This window comes from Streptomyces sp. NPDC043867, from assembly GCF_056435845.1.
The window spans coordinates 80050-100774 of record NZ_JBWKDS010000017.1; the positions used below are offsets into that span (position 1 = coordinate 80050).

The window sequence follows — 20725 nt, forward strand, 5'->3', positions numbered from 1 at the left end:
GACGGTACGTCTCGCAGGCTTACGGGACGTAGCAGACATGCAGCCGTCCCGCCGCCGGCCACGGTGCTGAACGATGCGAGGAGAGCCGCCACCGCGTTTCGAAGTTTCTGGCAACCCCGCACCGCTCACCAAGCGAGTGCGAGCACGCCTATGCCTGTGCGGGCAGCGCGGGGAACACGACCACCGAGCCGTCCTTGTCGCGGGCAATCTCAATCGCGAAGTACGCCCGACGCAGCGGCGAGCCCTTTGCGAGGTCACTCGTACGGTACGAAGTGCCCTCTGCCCCGCCGCGCGGCTGAGAGCAGCGGTCGCGGACGAGGGCCGCTCCGACCGGTATGGAACCGTAGCGCGCTCACGCTCAGTTCGCCGTCCCGGGCCGACTCCCCGATGCTGCGCATCTTATGCTCCACACCCTGAACTCTGAGCCCTCGACAAGGTCGAGGGTCAACCTCGGCCACGGTCCGGCTCCTCCGCTCAGGCCGGACAGTCGGCCGACGTGAAGGCTGTGCCCGATCGGAGCATCAGGTAGCCGGACCCGCCGATCTCCGCCACGGCGTAGCGGGAGTACGGCCAGGCGCTCCCCGCGCTCTCCTGCTCGCTCACGAGAGCCCGGCACGCCTCGCCGGCGGCCAGACCCGCCCAGGACTCGACCTGCTGCTCGTTCCACTGCACATAGTCCGACCAGACGTACATCACCGAGTTCTCGGGGTCGAAGCCCACCTTGATCTGCGCGTTGCCGAGCACACGATCGGTGCCGAGCGTCCGGCGCATCCCGTTGGTCCCCGTGATGATCTTCCTGGCAGCGCCGTCCGCGACTCGGATCTCCGCGCTGTCGGTGCTGGGGATCATCGCTTGCCTCAAACCGTCCTCGTCGGGCTGCCAGTCCTGCGAAACGTCCGTGTCCTGCCCGGTGCCGTCGTCTGCGGCCGACCGGCATTGAGAGTTGGTGACGAAGTTGTCCTGCCACGTCACCTGGGACTCCTGACCCTGCTCCTCCTTAACCATGACGTACGTGCGGTAGGGCAGGTCCGGGTGCAGGCGGAGAACGACATCGCGCAGCGTCAGACACATCGACCGGGCGATCTCCGCCTCCGCGTACATGGCCCCCTGTTCGTCGGAGGTCAGCCGGTACGAGAGGTACACCTCCCGGCGCGACTCGTGGAACCGCACGGTCACCGGCGTGAAGTCGGCGCCGTCACCGAGATCCTGAGCCTCGACACCCTCGTCGTGCAGGACCGCCCGTGCCACGTCGTGCTCGCCCGCGCCCCGTGCCGTTTGCGCCTGCTTCCAGCTCACCACACTCGCCGCATCGCCGGTCGCGGCCTGCGGTTCCGCGTCCTTGTCCTTGTACGCGGTGTCGGCCGAAGGCTGACCGTTTTCGGTCGAAACCAGCGCTGACGCCGAAGCCGCGGACGAGGGTGTGTGACGGCTGCCCCCGGTGTCACCGGGCGTCAGCGCCGCCACTCCTCCGGCCAGGCCGCCGATGACGCCGGACGCCAGGACGACGGCACCGGCCAGCCGCTTCCTCGAACGGCGGCGGTCCGAGGGCAGGTGCCAAGCGGGATCCTCCGCGGCCGGCACCTCCCAGAGTGCCGTGACCATCTCCACGGCAGTCGCTTACGCCAGCACGCCAAACTGGCGGTCGCCGACCGTCGCACTCTTCTGCTCGGCAGCGCCAACCTGACCGAGTCCGCTGCTCGGCGCAACGTCGAGGCGCGTGTGCTTGTGACCGGCGGTGAAGCGCCGCGTCGCACGGCAGAGCACATCGTCGAACTGCAGCGGCTCGCGCGCCCCGGCCAGCCTTCCTTTTGGGTTGCAGAGCGGGTCCGCAACACCCTGGTTCGCCAGAACAGTCAGCAACGAGTCGGTGTGAGGGCTCGAACACCCGCCGACAGCTGACCGGACAAGCGAACCGTTGTAGTCTCCGGAGACCGCCCTTGACCCGCAGAAGCGGGCAGGGAGCTGACGAAACGGGAGCTCTTCATGTTCCGCACCATGTTCAAGTCCAAGATCCACCGCGCCACCGTCACCCAGGCCGACCTGCACTACGTGGGATCGGTGACCATCGACGCCGATCTGCTCGACGCCGCCGATCTGCTGCCCGGCGAGCTCGTGCACATCGTCGACATCACGAACGGTGCCCGCCTCGAGACGTACGTCATCGAGGGGGAGCGGGGCTCGGGCGTCGTCGGTATCAACGGGGCCGCCGCCCACCTCGTGCACCCCGGCGATCTGGTGATCATCATCAGCTACGCTCAGGTGACCGACGCCGAAGCGCGGACACTCGAGCCCCGGGTCGTGCACGTGGACCGCGACAACCGCATCGTCGCCCTGGGTGCCGATCCGTCCGAGCCGGTGCCGGGCTCGGACCAGGAGCGCAGTCCGCAGGCCGTCCCGGCCTGAACCGCACTCCGTCGTCCGGGTCCGCACCCCATCCCGAGAGGTGTGTCCCATGAGCGACTTCGAGATCCGCGACGACCGGGACTCCGGCCGCCTGGAGGCCTTCGCCGGGGACGAAGTGGTCGGCCGCGTCGAGTACTTCGTTCTCGACGCCCCCGGGCGCGCCCTCGTCCCCGTGCACACGATCGTGGAACCCGAGCACGAGGGCCGGGGCATCGCTGGCTCCCTCGCGCGCGAGCTGTACGCCCTCTCGGGACGCGAGGGCATCCCGGTCGCGCCGCTGTGCCCGTACGTCGTCAAATGGGCCGCCCGCCATCCCGAGGAGGCCCCGGCCGTCTCGCCCGAGCTGGTGCAGGCCGCGAAGGACTGGCTGACGGCGCACCCGGAGCGGTTCTGATGCCGCAGCCCCGCCCGCTCGCCCTGCTGCACACCTCGCCCGCGCACATCCCCGTCTTCGACGCGCTGCGCGACGAGTCCCACCCGGGTCTGGAGTTGCGGCATCTCGTGGCCGAGGACCTGCTCGCCCGGGCCCGTGCCGAGGGCCCGGACGCGGTCGCCGACGACGTACGGGCAGCGGTCGGGCGGGCGGTCGCCGAGGGGGCGGGTGCCGTGCTCTGCACGTGTTCGACCATCGGCGAGGCCGCCGAGGCCTCGGGGGCCGCGGTGCCCGTCCTGCGTGTGGACCGGCCGATGGCCGCCGCCGCGGTGGCGACGGGCCCCCGCGTCGTCGTCCTCGCCACTGTGGAGAGCACCCTGGCGCCGACGGTCGCCCTCGTCGAGCAGGAGGCCCGGCGCGCCGGACGCCCGGCCGACGTCCGCACCCTCCTCGTCGACGGCGCCTTCGCCCGTTTCGAGGCGGGCGACACGGACGGGTACGCCCGCGCCGTCGCCCAGGCCGCCGACTCGGTCACCGACGCCGACTCGATCGTCCTCGCCCAGGCCTCCATGGCGCCCGCGCAGCACCTGACGACGACCGCGGTGCCGGTGCTGTCGAGCCCCCGTCCGGGACTGGCCGCGGGAGCGGACGCGGTGCGCCGCGGGTGACGGGCCTCCGCTCCCGGAGCGAACGCGCCCGGACGACCCGGCTAACCCGGTCGACCCGGCTGGCCCGGTTGCCCCGGTTGGACCCACCTGGTCGTCTTCCGTGCGGCGACGGGGTGACTGCGGGCGCCGGGGCCGGGTACGCGGGGGAAAAGTCCAGGGCCGATGAACCGACTGGCTGGAGGACACATGACCGAGCCGTTCCCTACACCCGTGCCGCCGAGCCCCACGCCGGGGCCGGTCCCCGACCCGCAGCCGTTCCCCGACCCGGCTCCGCCGAACCCGACCCCGCCGCCGGGTCCCGGCCCCGGTCCGCAGCCCTCTCCGGAGCCGTCGCCGTCGCCCGTTCCGAAGCCGCCGGGGCCCGACCCGGTCCCCGAGCCGGAGCCGCAGCCGGGACCGCTTTCCTGACGGACGACCGGGACGGTCCGGGCGCGCCCGGGTGACCCGGACGACCGGGTGACCCCGGATGCCCCGGGCTCGCGACCCGGGACGAGCGCTCGCCCCACATGACGCGGAAGACCCGGTCCGCTCTCCTAGAGGGCGTCCCGGGCGACCCCGGGCGAGGAACCCGCGCGGCCCCTCGACCGGCGCGACGTCGGCGTCCGCTCGACCCGCACGCTGTGGGCGACCGCTCGACCCGCACGACCCGCACGACGAGCGGTCGACCGGCGCGCCCCGCACGACGAGCGGTGACCGGCGCGCCCCGGGCGACCGCTCGCCGGCGCGACCGGACGACGGCAACGCCGCACCCGCGCGTACGGCAACCCCGTACCCGCGCGTACGGCTACGCCTCGACCTCCGACCGGTCCCCGCCCCACAGCGTGTGGAACGAACCCTTCCGGTCCGTGCGCCGGTAGGTGTGCGCACCGAAGAAGTCCCGCTGGCCCTGCGTGAGCGCGGCGGGCAGCCGTTCGGCGCGCAGCGCGTCGTAATAGGCGAGGGCCGCCGCGAAACCGGGCGTCGGCACACCCTGGAGGGTCGCCGCGACGAGGACCTCGCGCCAGTTGTCCTGCGCCGCGGCGATCTCCTGCGCGAACGTCTCGTCGGACAGCAGGCTCGGCAGGTCCGCCCGGGCGTCGTAGGCCGCGCGGATGCGGTCCAGGAAGGCGGCGCGGATGATGCAGCCGCCGCGCCAGATGGAGGCGACCGCGCCGAGGTCGATGTCCCAGCCGTACTCCTCGCTGCCCGCGCTGATCTCGTGGAAGCCCTGGGTGTACGACACGATCTTCGAGGCGTACAGCGCCTGCTCCACGCGGTCCGCGAAGGCCGCGGCCTCGGCGTCCCCGAGCCGGGTGGCCGTCGGGCCGGCGAGACCGCGGGAGGCGGCCCGCAGGTCGGCGTGTCCGGACAGCGAGCGGGCGAAGACCGCCTCCGCGATGCCGGACACCGGGACCCCGAGGTCCAGGGCGATCTGGACGGTCCAGCGGCCCGTGCCCTTCTGCTCCGCCCGGTCCTGGACGATGTCCACGAACGGCTCGCCCGTCGCCTCGTCCACGTGGGAGAGGACCTCGGCGGTGATCTCGATCAGGTACGAGTCGAGGCGTCCGGTGTTCCAGGTGCGGAAGATGTCGGCGATCTGTGCGGGGGAGTACCCGGCCACGTCGCGCAGCAGCTGGTAGGCCTCGCCGATGAGCTGCATGTCGGCGTACTCGATGCCGTTGTGCACCATCTTGACGAAGTGCCCGGCGCCGTCGGGACCGACGTGCGTCACGCACGGCGAGCCGTCGGTGGCCTTCGCGGAGATCTTCTCCAGCATCGGGCCCAGCGACTCGTACGACTCCGGGGAGCCGCCGGGCATGATGCTCGGCCCGTGCAGCGCCCCCTCCTCGCCGCCGGAGATGCCCGTACCGACGAAGTGGATGCCCTGCTCGCGCAGCTCGCGCTCCCGGCGGCGGGTGTCCGCGAAGTGGGCGTTGCCACCGTCGATGATCATGTCCCCGGGTTCCAGGAGCGGGGCGAACTCCTGGATCACCGCGTCCGTGGGTTCGCCGGCCTTGACCATGATCACCAGGCGTCGCGGACGTTCCAGGGCCGCCACGAAGTCCTTCGCGGTCTCGGCCGCCACGAAGTCTCCCTCGTGCCCGAACTCCGCCACCAGGGCATGCGTCTTCGCGGCGGTCCGGTTGTGCACGGCGACCGCGTAGCCGTTGCGCGCGAAGTTGCGGGCGAGGTTGCGGCCCATGACCGCGAGACCCGTGACGCCGATCTGCGCTGAAGTGCTCATAGGTGTGACTCCTGAGAGGTCCTGTTGTCGCTGATGCCGGTCGTGCTCGTCAGTATTGCGCTCCGGCCATCCTGACTCGCCGAGGGTGTGTACGCAGAAGAACCCGTCGGCGCCTCATCGGCCGGCACCGTCCCGCACCGTCGGATTCCGGCCAGGTGGCCCGCCGCTGACCTCAGCACCTCGTGAAACGGCAACAGCACGGCCGATTGCCGCCTTGTCACGGTCTGTTCGCGGCACTTACTTTTGCCGCTCCTGACAGGTGTCGAGGGGGGCTTCATCATGGCCGTGCGCGGGCGGCATCGCCGGTACCAGCCGAACAGGATCAACCGGGCCTCGCTCACCGTCACGGCGGGCGGCGCCGGGATGGCGATCCCGCTCATCGGCGCCGGCGTCGCGGACGCGGCCGACGTGGGGACCTGGAACAAGGTCGCGGCCTGCGAGTCCACCAGCAACTGGAGCATCAACACCGGCAACGGCTATTACGGGGGACTGCAGTTCAGCCAGTCCACGTGGGAGGCGTACGGCGGCAAGGTCTTCGCCGGGCGGGCGGACCTCGCCACGAAGGGCCAGCAGATCGCCGTCGCCGAGAAGGTGCTCGAAAGCCAGGGTCCGCGGGCCTGGCCGGTGTGCTCCGTTCGTGCGGGTCTCACCCGCGGCGGCGGCACACCCGCCGTCGACACCTCGCCGCGCACGACCCCGCGCACCGTCCGGGACGTGCAGCCGCAGACCACGCCCCAGTCGCAGGCGGGCACCGCGCGGATGTACACCGTCGTCCAGGGCGACACACTCTCCGGGATCGCCGACTCGCGGCGGGTCCAGGGCGGCTGGCGGCGGCTGTACGAGGCCAACCGCGCGACCGTGGGAGCCGATCCCGACCTGATCGTCCCCGGCCAGCGGCTGGACCTGCGCGCCAAGTCCCCGACCCACACCGCCGGTACGACCGCGCCCGCCCGCAGGCCCGCCGCGAAGCCCGCCCCGAAGAAGCCGGCGCCCCGCAAGGCCGATCCGCAAAAGACGTCGTCGGACTCGGCGACGAGGACCCACACCCTCGTCGCGCCCGTGAGCGCGGCGACCGGCACGCCGTACCGCGCCGCCGGGTCGTCCTGGTCGAAGGGCTACCACACCGGCGTCGACTTCCCCGTGGCCACCGGGACCTCGGTCAGGGCGGTCGGGGCCGGCCAGGTCGTCAGCGCCGGCTGGGGCGGTTCGTACGGCTACCAGGTGGTGATCCGGCACGCCGACGGGCGCTACAGCCAGTACGCCCACCTGTCGGCGATCTCCGTGCGCGGCGGGCAGAGCGTGACGGCCGGGCAGCGCATAGGACGCTCCGGATCGACGGGCAACAGCACGGGACCCCATCTGCACTTCGAGGTGCGCACGGGGCCCGGCTTCGGCAGCGACGTCGACCCGGTCGCCTATCTGCGAGCGGGCGGCGTCAGGATCTGACGCGGGTCCGCCGGTGGTTGCGGTGGGGCAGCGGTACGTACGGAGCGCCGTAGAAGGGGCTCCAGTACCCCGGCACCTCGTCGTCGGACGGATCCCGGTCGTCGTGCGCGCCCTCCGGGGCGGACATCGCGACCGGGACGAGGACGTCCTCGGGCAGCGTCACGCAGGGGAAGGCGTCCGCGGGAGCCGCGGCGACGGGCTGGTCGGGAAGCCGCGCCAGCAGCAGTTCCTCGACCAGGTCCGACGCGACCAGCGCCTCCGGTCCGGGCAGCGCTCCCGGCCCGGCCGGCGCTTCCCGCTCGATCAGGGCGTCCGCCCCCCGGAGCACGTCCGGTCCGCTCAGCACGTCCGGTCCGCTGAGCGCGTCCGAGGCGCGTGACGCGTGCGGCCCGTCGACCGCCTTCGGTCCGGCGAACGTGTCCGGGACGGTCACGTCCGTGCTCTCCACCCCAGGCGCGTCCGGCGCCCCGGCCGCCTCCGCCCCGGCATTCCGGGCCGCGGGGACCCCGGCCGTGACGGGCGTGCCCGACGGGACGGGCTGCGCGCCCGTGCCACGGCCACCGCCGAGCCGCTCCGTGGTGAGCAGGATCAGACCACCCGCGGCGACGACACCGCAGCCCAGCGCGAGCACCGTGCCCGTCGTCCCGTAGCGGAAGGTCTCGCCGAACATCGAGATGCCCACGGCCGCCGCCACGACCGGGTTCACCACCGTCAGCGTGGCGAGCGGGGCCGCGAGGCCGCCGCCCCGGTAGGAGGCCTGCGACAGCAGCATGCCGGCCGTGGCCAGGACCGCGATGACGGCCAGGGACGGCAGGTCCGCGAGGGAGACACCGCCGGTCCAGTCCACCGCGACGGTCTTCGTGAACACCGACGAGATGCCGAAGGCGAGACCGGCCGCGACCGCGAGGAGCACGCTGCGCACCGCCGGGTGGCGGTGTGCCGCGCGGGCCGCCACCATGAGCGCCACCACCGCGCCGCCCGTCACCAGGGCCAGGACCACCCGCTGGGCGCCGCCCAGGGACTGCGAGTCGGCCGTGCCGACCAGGGACAGGAGACCCGCGAGGCCGACCGTCGCCATGATCGCGCCGCGCCAGGCGGTCGATCCGGCCCGCCGTCCGACGAAGAGGGCCGCCATCGGCAGCGCGAACACGATCGTCAGCGCGCCGAGCGGCTGCACGAGGCTCAGCGGACCGTAGGCGAGTGCCACCACGTGGAGCAGTCCGCCGAGGCCGTTCAGCGCGACGGCGGCCCACCAGCCCGGCCTGCGCAGCGGCGCGTACGTCTCGTCCGGGGACGTCAGCGCGACCTGCTCCTGGACGATCGCCCCGCCCGCGTAGGCGACGGCGGAGACGAGCGAGAGCAGCACGGACAGCGAGAGGGCGTTCATGAGTCCCTCCTCTGCGTGCTGCGGGGGCGCGGTGCCCGGCGCGACGTACGGTCGGCTTCCATGGTTACAACGATGCCTCGCGAATCAGTCCATGTCGTCGTCCTTGAGCAGTCATTGAGTCCTACTGCCGATGGAGTAGAGCGGGGCCGCCGTCCTCCCCAGGGTGGGTGACACCGGACGCCTCCCCGGGGGTGTCACCCCCTAGGGGCCTTGGTACTACTGGTCTTCGTGGACCTCGACCCCGAGCTTGCAGACCTGGACGCCCTCGGCGGCTTCTTCGTACTACGCACCGGCGTAGCACCGGGCCGCGCGCTGCCGACGCTCGCGCGGGCGTACGCGGATCCGACGGCCGCCGGCCCGGAGGTTTACGAGGATCCGGTAATTTTCCGTGTCCGGAAAGTCGCGAGGAGTCTGAGGGCGCCGGAGACGCGGGTCGCGGTGTCGGTGGCGCACCAGGGGCTCGTGGCCCGCCTGTGGTCCGTCTCCCTCGGCGCCGCCGCGCTGTACGGGCGGGTGCCCGACCTCGACGCGCGCCGGCTGCGCTGGGATCCGGACGGCGGTGCTCCGCGGGACCTGTGGCTGTCCGAGGTGCGGGCGCTGCCCGTGGAGGCGCTCGGCGAGGTCGTGACGGAAGGACACCTGGTGCCGCTGGCGGCCGCCCTGCACGCCAGGTACACGATCTCCGCCCGTCTGCTGTGGGGCAACGCGGGTTCCGCACTCGCCGGCGCGGTGCGGCAGCTCGACCGCTGGGCTCGGGCGAACGGCCGTCCGGAGGTCGCGGAGCGGGCCCGCGCGCTCGCGGGCCCGCTCCTCGCGCACGCCGGTCTGTCCGGCACGCTGGACAGGAGCACGCTCCGCCGCCGCAGCTGCTGTCTCTACTACCGGCTGCCCGGCGGAGGCCTGTGCGGCGACTGCTGTTTCGACCGCCCGCCCCGGGCGCCGGGGAGCGGTTCCCGGCCACCGCGCTCTTCCCCGGGGGCCACATCTGGGTGACCATGGAATCCGACTGCGACGACAAGGGGTTCTGAGTGCGTGTGGGGCTGCTGACGCGGGAGTATCCACCCGACGTGTACGGCGGTGCGGGGGTGCATGTCGAGTTCCTCGCCCGCGAGTTGAGGTCCCTCGTCGACCTGGACGTGCACTGCTGGGGCGAGGGCGCCGCCGGCGGAGTCGTACGGCACCGGCCCTGGCCCGCGCTGGACGGCGCCAACGACGCGCTGCGCACCTTCTCCGTGGACCTGGCCATCGCCGCCGCCCTCGAAGGCCGCGACCTCGTCCACTCGCACACCTGGTACGCCAACCTCGCCGGCCACTTCGGCAAGCTGCTGTACGGCATCCCCCACGTGATGACCGCCCACTCCCTGGAACCACTGCGCCCCTGGAAGGCCGAGCAGCTCGGCGGGGGTTACGCCCTTTCGAGCTGGGCGGAGCGCACCGCCGTGGAGTCCGCGGACGCCGTGATCGCCGTGTCCGCGGCGATGCGCGAGGACATCCTCACCTGCTATCCCGCCCTGGACCCGGCCAAGGTGCGCGTCGTCCACAACGGCATCGACACGTCCCTCTACCGGCCGGACCACGGCACGGACGTCCTGTCCCGCGTCGGCCTCGACCCGGACCGCCCGTACGTCCTGTTCGTCGGCCGCATCACGCGTCAGAAGGGCGTGCCCCATCTGCTGCGCGCGGTACGGGACATCGACCCGGCCGTCCAGGTGGTGCTCTGCGCGGGCGCCCCCGACACCCCGGAGATCGACCGGGAGTTCCGCGACCTCTTCCGGGAGCTGAGCGGCGTACGCGAGGGAGTGCACTGGATCCCGCAGATGCTGCCGCGCCCGGACGTGATCCAACTCCTCACGCACGCCGCCGTGTTCGTGTGCCCTTCGGTGTACGAGCCGCTCGGCATCGTCAATCTGGAGGCGATGGCCTGCGGCACGGCCGTGGTGGCCTCCCGGGTCGGCGGCATCCCGGAGGTCGTCGACGACGGCCGCACCGGCGTACTCGTCCCGGTCGAGGGCGACTTCGAGGCACAGCTCGCGCGTGCCCTGGACTCGGTGCTCGCCGATCCGCAGACGGCCCGGCGGATGGGTGAGGCCGGACGGGAGCGCGCCGTGCGGGAGTTCGGCTGGGACGCGGTCGCCCGCAGAACCGTCCAGTTGTACGAGGAAGTCCGCAAACCGGGGTAGCCGTGGGACAGGCGTAGTCGAGAAACCGGAGCCGGCTCTGCGACAGGGGCGGCCCGACCGGGCGTAGAGGGGCGGCGGAATGCGGCGCGGTGGACCTTCGGTGCTGGGAATCGTACTGGCGGGCGGAGAGGGCAAGAGACTCATGCCCCTCACCGCGGACCGTGCGAAACCCGCGGTGACCTTCGGCGGGACGTATCGCCTCGTCGACTTCGTGCTCTCCAATCTCGTCAACGCGGACATCCTGCGCATCTGCGTCCTGACGCAGTACAAGTCGCACTCGCTGGACCGGCACGTGACGACGACGTGGCGGATGTCGAGCCTCCTCGGCAACTACGTCACTCCCGTCCCCGCCCAGCAGCGCCTCGGCCCGCGCTGGTATCTCGGCAGCGCGGACGCGATCCTGCAGTCGCTCAACCTGGTCCACGACGAACAGCCGGACTACATAGCGGTGTTCGGCGCCGACCACGTGTACCGCATGGATCCGCGGCAGATGCTGGAGCAGCACATCGAGGGCGGCGCCGGGGTGACCGTCGCCGGCATCCGGATCCCGCGTGCCGACTCGTCGGCGTTCGGGATCATCACGCCCGGCTCCGACGGGCAGACCGTGCAGGGCTTCCTGGAGAAGCCCGCCGATCCGCCGGGCCTCGCGGACGACCCCGAGTGCGTCTTCGCGTCGATGGGCAACTACATCTTCTCCACCAAGGCCCTGATCGAGGCGCTGCACCGGGACGCCGAGGACGAGAACTCCGTGCACGACATGGGCGGTTCGATCCTCCCCATGCTCACCGAGCGCGGCGAGGCGCAGCTGTACGACTTCAGTGAGAACCACGTCCCCGGCGAGACCACCCGGGACCAGGGCTACTGGCGTGACGTCGGAACCCTCGACGCCTACTACGACGCCCACATGGACCTGATCGCGGAACGCCCCGCCTTCAACCTCTACAATCGCAGCTGGCCCATCTACACCCACTCCGGGCAGCTCTCCCCGGCGCGGTTCAACGCCGGCGGCATCGCCAGCGAGTCGATCATCAGCGCCGGCTGCCTCATCCGCGGCCAGGTCACCCGTTCCGTGCTCTCGCCCGGCGTCGTCGTCGACCCGGGAGCCGTCGTGCAGGGCTCGGTCCTGCACGACAACGTCCACATAGGGCGGGGAGCGGTGGTGCGCGGCGCGATCCTCGACAAGAACGTCGAGGTGCCCCCCGGCGCGACGATAGGGGTCAATCCGGAGCGGGACGCGGAGCTCTACACCGTCTCGAAGGGCGGAGTGATCGGCCTCGGCAAGGGGCAGCGGGTCCCTTAGGGCGGCGGTGGACGGGCGGGGCCGGGACGGCCGGCGCGGGCGTCACAGCACCCGCCGTCGCCGGCCCAGCCAGGTCTGGGCGATGACGACGACCGCGAGGAACGCCCCGCTGACGACCTGCTGGTACGCCGAGTCCAGTGAACCGATCTGGTTGATGACGTTCTGGATGACCTTCAGCAGCAGCACTCCCACCAGCGAGCCGCTGATGAAGCCGAACCCGCCGGTGAGCAGCGTGCCGCCGATCACCACCGCGGAGATCGCCTCCAGCTCCATGCCGGACCCGAGGATCGTCACCCCCGACACCAGCCAGGCCGCGTTGAGGGCTCCCGCGAGCCCCGCGCACAGTCCGGACAGCGTGTAGACGACGATCTTCGTACGGGCCACGGGGGCGCCCATCAGCGCCGCCGCGTCCTCGTTGCCGCCGACCGCGTACACGTACTGCCCGAACCGGGTGCGCCGCAGGACGACGGCGCCGAGGACGAACAGCACGACGGTGATCCACACGGGCACGCCGATGCCGAGGAGCGTGCCCTGGCCGAGGGTGGCGAAGAACGACTCCTTGTCCACCAGGTAGGTCCGGGACCCCTCGTCGGTGACCGAGAGCAGGATGCCGCGGGCGCCCAGCATCGCGGCGAGCGTGACGATGAAGGGCGCCAGCCGGGAGCGGGCGATCAGCACCCCGTTGACCAGCCCGATCAGCCCGCACACCGCCAGCGGGAGCAGCAGCGCGACCGCGGTCCCGTACTGCGAGCCCCAGGCCGCGAGCACGCCGCCCAGCGCGAACAGCGACCCCACGGACAGGTCGATGCCGCCGGTGACGATCACGAAGGTCATGCCGAGGGCGACCACGGCGAGGAACGCCGAGGACAGCGCCATGTTCTCCAGGTTGTCGCCGGTCAGGAACGTGTCGAAGCTCAGCGACGCCACGATCATGGCGACGACGAGCGTGACCAGCGCGCCGTGCTGCTGGGCCAGGGCGCTGATCCGCTCGGAGCGCCCGGCGCCGAGCGGCTCCTCCTCGGGCGCCGGGGTCGTGCGCGGGGGAGTGTCCACGTCGGTCGTCATCGCTTTCCCCGTTCCCTGGCCGCGTAGACGGCGAGGACGATCACCACGGCCTGGGCGATCTGGGTCCACGACGGCGGCAGATCGTGCTTGATGAGCGTGGTGGTGAGCAGCTGGATCAGGACGGCGCCGGCGACGGTGCCGCCGACGCGGACCCGGCCGCCGCTCAGCGGGGTGCCGCCGACCACCACGGCGGTGATCGCGGAGAGTTCCATCAGGGTGCCGAGCGAGGTGGGGTCGCTGGCGGTCAGGCGCGCGGTGGCCAGCACTCCGGCGACCGCGGCGAGGACGCCGGAGGCGACGTACACCAGGATCAGCACCCGGCGCACCGGCAGACCGGCGAGCCGGGCCGCCGGACGGCTGTCGCCGACGGCCAGGAGCTGCCGGCCGAACGTCGTGCGGCGCATCACGAAGGCGACGAGCAGGGCGAGAGCGGCGGCGATCAGCACCAGGTACGGCACTCCCAGCACGGCCCCGGAGCCGAGCTCGGCCATGCCCGGGTCGCGGACGTCCTTGAGCTGGGGGAGGAGGACCAGGGCGAGTCCCCGTCCGGCGACCATCAGGGCGAGCGTCGCGACGATCGGCTGGACGCCCACGAAGGCGATCAGCGAGCCGCTCGCGAGGCCGCTCACCGCCCCGCCGAGCAACGCCGTCAGGGCGGCGGTCCACGGCCCGTACCCGAGATAGAGGGACAGCAGGGAGGTCGACAGGGCCATCACCGAGCCCACCGACAGATCCACGCCCTCGCTGCCGATCGCCAGCGCCATGCCCAGTGCCACGATCAGCACCGGCGCCACCTGGACGGCCTGGGTGCGGAAGTTCTCGCCGGTCAGGAAGTGCGGGGTGAGGACGGTGTTCACCAGGAGCAGGACCGCGACGCCGAGGTAGACGCCGTAGTCCTGGAGCAGACGCAGCAGCCGGTCGCGGTCCGCGGTCACCCGGCCCAGGGACAGGTCAGTCATGGGTCTCTCCGGTGCCGTGGGACTGGGGCGGGGTGTTCCCGGCGCCGGCGCCGGGCTGCGGGGGGCCGCCGGACACCACGACGCTGGCGGCCGGGGCCGGCGTCGTGCCTCCGGCGCCGGCGGGTGCGGTCGCGATGGCCCGCATCAGCCGGTCCTCGGTGACGGCGTCGCCGGTGAGCTCCTCGACCACCGCGCCGTCCTTGAGGACGATCACCCGGTCGCTGCCCTCGATCAGCTCCTCCGTGTCCGAGGAGATCAGCACCACCCCGAGGCCGTCGTCGGCCAGTTCGTCGATGAGCCGCTGCACCTCCGCCTTGGCACCGACGTCGATGCCCCGGGTCGGCTCGTCCAGCAGCAGGACCTTGGGGTGCATGGCGAGCCAACGGGCCAGCAGCACCTTCTGCTGGTTGCCGCCGGAGAGTTCGCCGACCTTCTGGTGCGGTCCCGCGGCCTTGATGCGCAGCCGCTTCATGAAGGTGTCGACGAGCCGGTCGACGCGGGCCTCGTCGACCAGACCGAACCGGGACAGTCCCGGCAGCGCGGCGAGGGCGATGTTCTCACGGACCGAGAGCCCCGGCACGATGCCCTCCGCCTTCCGGTCCTCGGGCAGCAGGCTGATGCCGGCCCGGATCGCGGCGGGCGTCGAGCCGGTGCGCACCGCCGCCCCCGCCACGACGACCCGGCCGGAGTCGACGGGCAGCGCGCCCGCGATCGCCTTCGCGGTCTCGCTGCGCCCCGAGCCGAGCAGCCCACCGAGGCCGACGACCTCACCGGGCCGCACGCTCACGGACACCGACCGCATCCGGTGACGGATCGTCAAGTCTGTTGCCTGCAGCACCGGTTCCGCCTGCGTGTCGTGACTCCCGGTGAACTCCGTCAGGCCCCTGTCCCGTACGGCGCCGACATCGCGCCCCAGCATCAGGGACACGAGCCTGAGCCGGTCGAGGCCGGCGATCCGGCCCGTGTGCACGACCTTGCCGTCACGCAGCACGGTGACGGTGTCGCAGATCTCGTACAGCTCGTCGAGGCGATGGCTGACGTAGACCACCGCGATCCCGCGTTCGCGCAGCATCCGGATCACTCCGAAGAGGGTGCGCACCTCGCGGGGTTCGAGCGAGGAGGTCGGCTCGTCCATGACGACGACCCGGGCGTCGACCGAGACCGCCCGGGCCAGGGCCACCATCTGCTGCGCCCCGACGCCGAGTTCACGCAGCGGTCTGCGGACGTCGATCCGGATGCCGAGCCCGCGCAGCGCCTCGTCGGCCTCGCGGTGCATGCGCCGGAAGTCGATCAGGCCCAGCAGGCCGCGGGGTTCGCGGCCGAGGAAGAGATTGCGGGCCACGCTCATCAGCGGGACGAGGTTGACCTCCTGGTAGATGGTGGAGACGCCCGCGTGCTGCGCCTGGAGCGGTGTGGCGAAGCGGACCGGGGCGCCGTCGTAGGTCATCTCGCCCTCGTCGGGCCGGTGGACGCCGGTGAGGACTTTGATGAGGGTCGACTTGCCCGCGCCGTTCTCGCCGACGAGCGCGTGCACCTCCCCGGCGCGGGCCGTGAAGTCCACCCCGGACAGGGCCTTCACGCCGGGGAAGTTCTTGGACAGACCGGTCACCGCCAGCATGTCAGTAGGCCTTGCCCAGGTCCGCCTCGGCGTTGCCGGTCGTGTAGGCGCTGTCCTCGATGACGATGTCCTGCGCGACCTTCTCGCCCCTGGTGAAGGTGTCGAGGGTCTGGAAGGCGAGCGGACCGAAGCGCGGGTTGGACTCGATGACGCCGTCGATCCAGCCGTCGACGATGCCCCGTACGGCGTTGCGGGTGCCGTCGATCGTCACGATCTTGACGGCGCCGGGCTTCTTGCCGGCCCCCTTGAGAGCGTTGACGGCGCCGAGTCCCATCTCGTCGTTCTCGGCGTAGATCCCGGTGATGCCCGGCTTGGACTGGATGAGGTTCTCGGTGACCGACTGGCCCTTCTCGCGGGCGAATTCCCCGGTCTGCCTGAACACGATCTCGAGTCCGGGTGCCTTCTCCTTGATGCGGTCCTCGAAGCCCTCGGTGCGCTCGGTGGTCACGTTGTTGCCCGCGGCGCCGAGCAGAACGGCGATCTCGCCCTTGCCGCCGGTCGCCTCGATCATCCGGTCCGCTGCCCGCTTGCCCTGCTCGACGAAGTCCGAGCCGATGAAGCTCACATAGTCCTTGCACGCGGTGGCGTTGATCTTCCGGTCGATCGTGACGATCGGGATGTGCCTGGCGGACGCGGCACGCAGCACCGGTTCCCAGCCGTCGGAGTTCAGCGGCGCGATCACCAGCAGGTCGGCGCCCTTGGTGATGAGATCCTGGACGTCGCTGATCTGTTTGGAGAACTGCGACTGCGCGTTGGCCGTCAGCAGTTTCACGCCGCGCTTCTTCGCTTCGGCCTTGATGGAGGCCGTCTCCGCGATCCGGAAGGGGTTGGCCTCCTTCTCGGACTGCGAGAAGCCGACGGTGGCGGTCTCGAGGTCGATCTTCTTGCCGCCGTAGGCGTCGATGGCGCAGGTCGGTCCTGATCCGGCGTCCGGCGTCGCGACGACCTGGCCGGAGTCGCCCCGGCTCGCGGGGTTCTTGTCCTTCCCGTCGTCGTCCTCGGACTTGGCGCATCCGGAGGCGAGCGCGAGGCTCGTGACGAGGCCGGTGGCGAGGAGGGTCCGGACAGGGGTGCGGCGAAGGAATGCGGTCGGCTTCATGGAGTCCCCAAACGGCACGGCCCCGGCGCTGAGAGCGCTCCCGGGGAAGTTCGGCTCTTGCGGTCAACTCGATGTGCACGTCGTTCAGGGGAGGTTTTTACATCGTTGGAAGAGGGCTGTAAAGCCTTCTGTCCGAAATCCCGTCAGCGCCGGCCCAGTGTGCTCTCCCGCTCCACGAGCCGGAATTGCGCGGTGAGTTCACGCCCGCCGGGGTCCGTGCGGCCCGACAGGCTGCGCAGCAGCGAGGCCACCGCCATGCGGGCGATCGCCTGCTTGTCCGGCGAGACCGTGGTGAGCGTGACCGCGCCGAACCGGCCCTCCGCGATGTCGTCGAACCCGACCACCGCCACGTCCCACGGCACCCGCAGCCCGCGCTCGTGCAGCACCCGCATCGCGCCGATCGCGACCAGGTCGTTGTACGCGAAGACGGCGTCCGGACGCACCCCCGAGTCCAGCACCCGCGCCATCGCCCGCGCACCCTCGTCGCGGTCCCAGCCGCCGACGGGTACCACCAGCTCCTCGGGAGCGGGCACCCCGGCCGCCGCCAGCTCCTCGCGCCAGCCGGCGAGGCGCAGATGGGCGGGCCGGTTGGCCGAGTCGGTGCGCGCGCCGAGGTAGGCGATCCTCGTCCGGCCACGGCTCAGCAGGTGTCGTACGGCCGCGCGTGCCGCCGCCACGTTGTCGATCGCGATGTGGTCGTGGGGCAGGTCGTACTCCCGCTCGCCGAGCAGCACCAGGGGCACGTCGTCCGTCCGGGCGCGCAGGTCCTCGTCCTCGAGCTCCAGCGGACTGAGGATCAGGCCGTCGATCACGTTGGCCCGGAAGCCCTGGCTGACCAGCATCTCCTGCTGACGGTCGCCGCGGGTGTGGTCGAGAAGCACCGTGAACTCGTGCTCGGCGGCCGCGTCGATCACGGCGCCGGCGAGCTCCGCGAAGTACGGGTTGCCGAGCTCGGGCACGGCGAGCGCGATGATGCCCGTACGGCCCTTGCGCAGGTGGCGTGCCGTCAGATTCGGGCGGTAGCCCAGCTCGTCGATGGCCTCCTGGACCTTCGCGCGCATGGCGGGTGTGACGTGCGGATAGTTGTTCACGACGTTCGAGACCGTCTTGATCGAGACGCCGGCGCGTTCGGCGACGTCCTTCAGGCTGACCCGCAAGGGATCTCCTCCGCATCGATGGGGGCTCTCTCACCGGGGCGTTCGTCATGGCCCTGGACAGAGGCCGGGAGCCGTGCTCTCATGCCAACTGCCGTTGCTTCCAACGTTGTACAGACTGAAGCACCGAGCCGCCACCCTTCCTGAGCCAAGGAGGATCCGTGCGCATCAGCCGACTCAGAATCCGAATGGCGTTCCTGCTCGCAGCGGTCCTCGGGACGGCGGGACTCACCGCCACGCCCGCCGCGACCGCGGCCGAGGACCCCGTCGAGGTCCACGGCCTCAAGGGCGAGTACTACACCCAGTCCGCCCCCGGCGCCTTCGACTTCCACGAGCTCAAGGCCACCGGTTTCGACACCCACCTCGACTTCGACAACCTGGAGCCGCGCCTGAACTTCGCCACCGGCCGGTCGGACGACGTCAACGTCCGCTGGACCGGCAGGATCGTGCCGGAGAAGACCGGCGCCCACACCTTCTCGATCACCGGCGACAACGGCTTCCGGCTGTGGATCGACGGGAAGCCCGCCATCGACCACTGGGTCGACGACTGGGACCGCGAGCAGACCTCGGAACCGGTCGAACTGACCGCCGGCCGCGCCTACGACATCAAGGTCGAGTACTTCGAGCACTTCGGAGGCTCCAACCTCCATCTGCGTTGGACCGAGCCCGGCGGCAGCAAGGAGGCCGTTCCGCAGTCGGCGCTGCGGCTGCCCGAGGGCTACGCCTACGACGGCGCGATCAGGACCACGGTGCTCAAGGACGGCCGGACGCTCCGGCTGGACTTCGCGCAGCGGCTGAACGCGCCGCCGGCCGGTCTCACCGACCACGTCGAGGCGGTCATCGGCGGCGCCGAGTGGCCGCTGGGCAAGGCCACGTTGGACCGGTCCGACCCCAAGGCTTTGAACATCGCGCTGAAGGAACCGGTCGTCGGCAACAAGACCGGCACCGCCCGCGGCACCGCAGACCTGCGCTACGACGGCCGGGGCGGTCTGCTCGGAGCCGACGGCAACGTTGTCAGCGCCTTCTGGAGCAGCGGCCCCAACCATTCCACCCACGAACTGCGCACCAGGTGGGCCGACGACGTGGGGCCGCGTAACGCCCTTCCCGAGTACCCGAGGCCCCAGCTGACCCGTGACGCCTGGCGGAACCTCAACGGACGGTGGCAGTTCGCCGCCGCCGAGGCCGGCGAGCGACCGCCCGTGGGCAGGAAGCTGGCCGAGAGGATCCTCGTCCCGTACCCGGTGGAGTCCCAGCTCTCCGGCGTCGAGCGGCACGAGGACCGCATGTGGTACCGCCGCACGTTCACCGTCCCGGCCGACTGGAAGGTCGGCTCCGGCAAACGGCTGCGTCTCAACTTCGGCGCCGTCGACTGGCAGTCCGAGGTGTACGTCAACGGCACCCGGGTCGCCGAACACAAGGGCGGCTACGACAAGTTCAGCGCCGACGTCACCGACGCGCTGAAGCCCGGCCGCACCCAGGAACTGATCGTCGGCGTCTACGACCCGACCGACGCGCAGGGCGGCGAGAACCCGCCGGTGGGCAAGCAGCGCCTGGACCCGAGCGGCATCTGGTACACCCCGTCCTCCGGTATCTGGCAGACCGTCTGGATGGAGCCCGTGGCCGCCGACCACGTCGACTCGCTGAAGCTCACGCCCGACGTCGGCAGGAAGCAGCTGACCGTGGAGCCGAAGGGCGTGCGCGACGGACTCGCGGTCACGGCCACCGCGTACGCCGGGCGGCACAAGGTCGCCACGGTCAGCGGCCGCACGGGACAGCCCCTGGTCCTGAAGATCGACGACCCGCATCTGTGGTCGCCGGACGATCCGTTCCTCTACGACCTGTCGGTGAGGGTCGGCGGTGACCGCGTCGGCAGCTACTTCGGGATGCGGTCCATCGCCGTCGAGAAGGTGAACGGCACCCCGCGCACCGTCCTCAACGGCAAGCCGGTCTTCCTGATGGCCACGCTCGACCAGGGCTTCTGGCCGGACGGACTGCACACCGCCCCGACCGACGAGGCGCTCGCGTACGACCTGAAGCTGCACAAGAAGCTGGGCTTCAACTCGGTCCGCAAGCACATCAAGGTGGAACCCGACCGGTGGTTCTACTGGACCGACAGGCTGGGCCTGCTGGTCTGGCAGGACATGCCCGCGATGACCGCGGGTGCCGACCCCGACGCCGCGTCCCGCGCCCAGTACGAGCGCGAGATGAAGCAGATGATCGACGAGCACATCAGCAGCCCGTCGGTCGTCATGTGGGTGACCTTCAACGAGGGCTGGGGCCAGTACGAGGAGGCCCGCATCGCCGACCAGGCCAAGGCCTGGGACCCGACCCGGCTGGTCAACAGCATGTCGGGCATCAACCTCGGACGCGACGGAGGCACCGGCGACATCATCGACGAACACGGCTACCCGAGCCCGGCGCTGCCACCCCGGCCGGACGGTGAACGGGCGCTGGTCAGCGGCGAGTACGGGGGCCTCGGGCTCGCGGTGCCGGGACACGCCTGGTCGGTGCAGCAGTCCTACGTGGACGTGGACCCGTCGACGTACACGGACGACTACCTCGCCCGGCTGGCCGAAGTGCAGAAGCTGACCTGCAAGGGCGGGAACGGCGCCGTCTACACCCAGATCTCGGACGTGGAGGGTGAGCTGAACGGCCTGGTCACCTACGACCGCAGGGTGGTCAAACCCGATGTGGGGCGGCTCAAGGCGGCCCACGAGGCGCTGATCCGGGGCGCGTCGCAGGCGACACCGGCGGGCTGCGCCTGACGGCGGGGGGGGGGGGGGGGGGGGGGGGGTGGGGCGGGGGGGGGGGGGTGTGGCCGCTGCAGAAACGGCCAGGTGGGGGTTGGG

17 protein-coding genes are annotated in these 20725 nt (G+C 71.6%); 9 read left to right on the forward strand and 8 right to left on the reverse strand.

Going from position 1 to position 20725, the window contains the following annotated elements:
* Nucleotides 1-474 precede the first annotated feature (474 nt).
* A complete protein-coding gene (locus AC069T_RS18770; protein WP_478783865.1) occupies nt 475-1608 on the reverse strand; it encodes a hypothetical protein in 1134 nt (377 codons plus the stop codon).
* Here AC069T_RS18770 and AC069T_RS18775 point away from each other — a divergent pair.
* From AC069T_RS18775 to AC069T_RS18790, 4 genes are all read left to right on the forward strand, one after another.
* The gene (locus AC069T_RS18775; RefSeq protein ID WP_478783796.1) at nt 1552-1899 is read left to right on the forward strand and encodes a phospholipase D-like domain-containing protein; all 348 of its coding nucleotides are present in this window, start codon (nt 1552-1554) and stop codon (nt 1897-1899) included. The two genes, AC069T_RS18770 and AC069T_RS18775, sit on opposite strands and share 57 nt — an antisense overlap.
* Nucleotides 1900-1983: 84 nt before the next feature.
* Nucleotides 1984-2403, forward strand: coding sequence for an aspartate 1-decarboxylase (panD, locus tag AC069T_RS18780; RefSeq protein WP_121407330.1), 420 nt, complete (start codon nt 1984-1986; stop codon nt 2401-2403).
* Between the two features lie 49 nt (nt 2404-2452).
* Nucleotides 2453-2797, forward strand: a complete 345-nt coding sequence (locus AC069T_RS18785; RefSeq protein WP_478783797.1) for a GNAT family N-acetyltransferase — start codon at nt 2453-2455, stop codon at nt 2795-2797.
* Nucleotides 2797-3444, forward strand: coding sequence for an arylsulfatase (locus AC069T_RS18790; RefSeq protein ID WP_478783798.1), 648 nt, complete (start codon nt 2797-2799; stop codon nt 3442-3444). The genes AC069T_RS18785 and AC069T_RS18790 overlap by 1 nt, the downstream gene beginning before the upstream one ends.
* A gap of 784 nt (nt 3445-4228) precedes the next feature.
* Here AC069T_RS18790 and gndA read toward each other — a convergent pair.
* Nucleotides 4229-5668: an NADP-dependent phosphogluconate dehydrogenase gene (gene gndA, locus AC069T_RS18795; RefSeq protein ID WP_478783799.1), complete on the reverse strand. Its 1440-nt coding sequence runs from the start codon at nt 5666-5668 to the stop codon at nt 4229-4231.
* Between the two features lie 279 nt (nt 5669-5947).
* Here gndA and AC069T_RS18800 point away from each other — a divergent pair, with 279 nt between their 5' ends.
* Entirely contained in the window at nt 5948-7114 is a 1167-nt protein-coding gene (locus tag AC069T_RS18800; protein WP_478783800.1) for a transglycosylase family protein, read from the forward strand.
* Here the strand turns inward: AC069T_RS18800 and AC069T_RS18805 are convergent.
* A complete protein-coding gene (locus tag AC069T_RS18805; RefSeq protein WP_478783801.1) occupies nt 7104-8501 on the reverse strand; it encodes a DMT family transporter in 1398 nt (465 codons plus the stop codon). The two genes, AC069T_RS18800 and AC069T_RS18805, sit on opposite strands and share 11 nt — an antisense overlap.
* A 228-nt stretch (nt 8502-8729) precedes the next feature.
* Between AC069T_RS18805 and AC069T_RS18810 the strand changes: the two genes are divergently transcribed.
* From AC069T_RS18810 to glgC, 3 genes are all read left to right on the forward strand, one after another.
* Entirely contained in the window at nt 8730-9494 is a 765-nt protein-coding gene (locus AC069T_RS18810; RefSeq protein WP_478783802.1) for a (2Fe-2S)-binding protein, read from the forward strand.
* 35 nt (nt 9495-9529) lie between these two features.
* Nucleotides 9530-10681 (forward strand): glycogen synthase, encoded by a 1152-nt coding sequence (gene glgA / locus AC069T_RS18815; RefSeq protein WP_476752887.1) that lies wholly within the window; start codon nt 9530-9532, stop codon nt 10679-10681.
* A gap of 79 nt (nt 10682-10760) precedes the next feature.
* Nucleotides 10761-11981 carry a glucose-1-phosphate adenylyltransferase gene (gene glgC, locus AC069T_RS18820; protein WP_478783803.1) on the forward strand — a complete coding sequence of 407 codons (1221 nt, stop codon included), beginning with the start codon at nt 10761-10763 and terminating at the stop codon, nt 11979-11981.
* Between the two features lie 42 nt (nt 11982-12023).
* Here glgC and AC069T_RS18825 read toward each other — a convergent pair whose 3' ends face one another.
* From AC069T_RS18825 to AC069T_RS18845, 5 genes are all read right to left on the reverse strand, one after another.
* Nucleotides 12024-13046 (reverse strand): ABC transporter permease, encoded by a 1023-nt coding sequence (locus AC069T_RS18825; RefSeq protein ID WP_478783804.1) that lies wholly within the window; start codon nt 13044-13046, stop codon nt 12024-12026.
* Nucleotides 13043-14005, reverse strand: a complete 963-nt coding sequence (locus AC069T_RS18830; RefSeq protein ID WP_478783805.1) for an ABC transporter permease — start codon at nt 14003-14005, stop codon at nt 13043-13045. Before AC069T_RS18830 ends, AC069T_RS18825 begins: the two co-directional genes overlap by 4 nt.
* Complete coding sequence (locus AC069T_RS18835; RefSeq protein ID WP_478783806.1) at nt 13998-15623, reverse strand: sugar ABC transporter ATP-binding protein; 1626 nt, start codon at nt 15621-15623, stop codon at nt 13998-14000. Before AC069T_RS18835 ends, AC069T_RS18830 begins: the two co-directional genes overlap by 8 nt.
* 1 nt (nt 15624) lies before the next feature.
* Nucleotides 15625-16722, reverse strand: a complete 1098-nt coding sequence (locus tag AC069T_RS18840; protein WP_478783807.1) for an ABC transporter substrate-binding protein — start codon at nt 16720-16722, stop codon at nt 15625-15627.
* A 143-nt stretch (nt 16723-16865) separates the two neighbouring features.
* Nucleotides 16866-17879: a LacI family DNA-binding transcriptional regulator gene (locus AC069T_RS18845; protein WP_478783808.1), complete on the reverse strand. Its 1014-nt coding sequence runs from the start codon at nt 17877-17879 to the stop codon at nt 16866-16868.
* A 158-nt stretch (nt 17880-18037) separates the two neighbouring features.
* Here AC069T_RS18845 and AC069T_RS18850 point away from each other — a divergent pair, with 158 nt between their 5' ends.
* Nucleotides 18038-20641, forward strand: coding sequence for a PA14 domain-containing protein (locus tag AC069T_RS18850; RefSeq protein ID WP_478783809.1), 2604 nt, complete (start codon nt 18038-18040; stop codon nt 20639-20641).
* Nucleotides 20642-20725 lie beyond the last annotated feature (84 nt).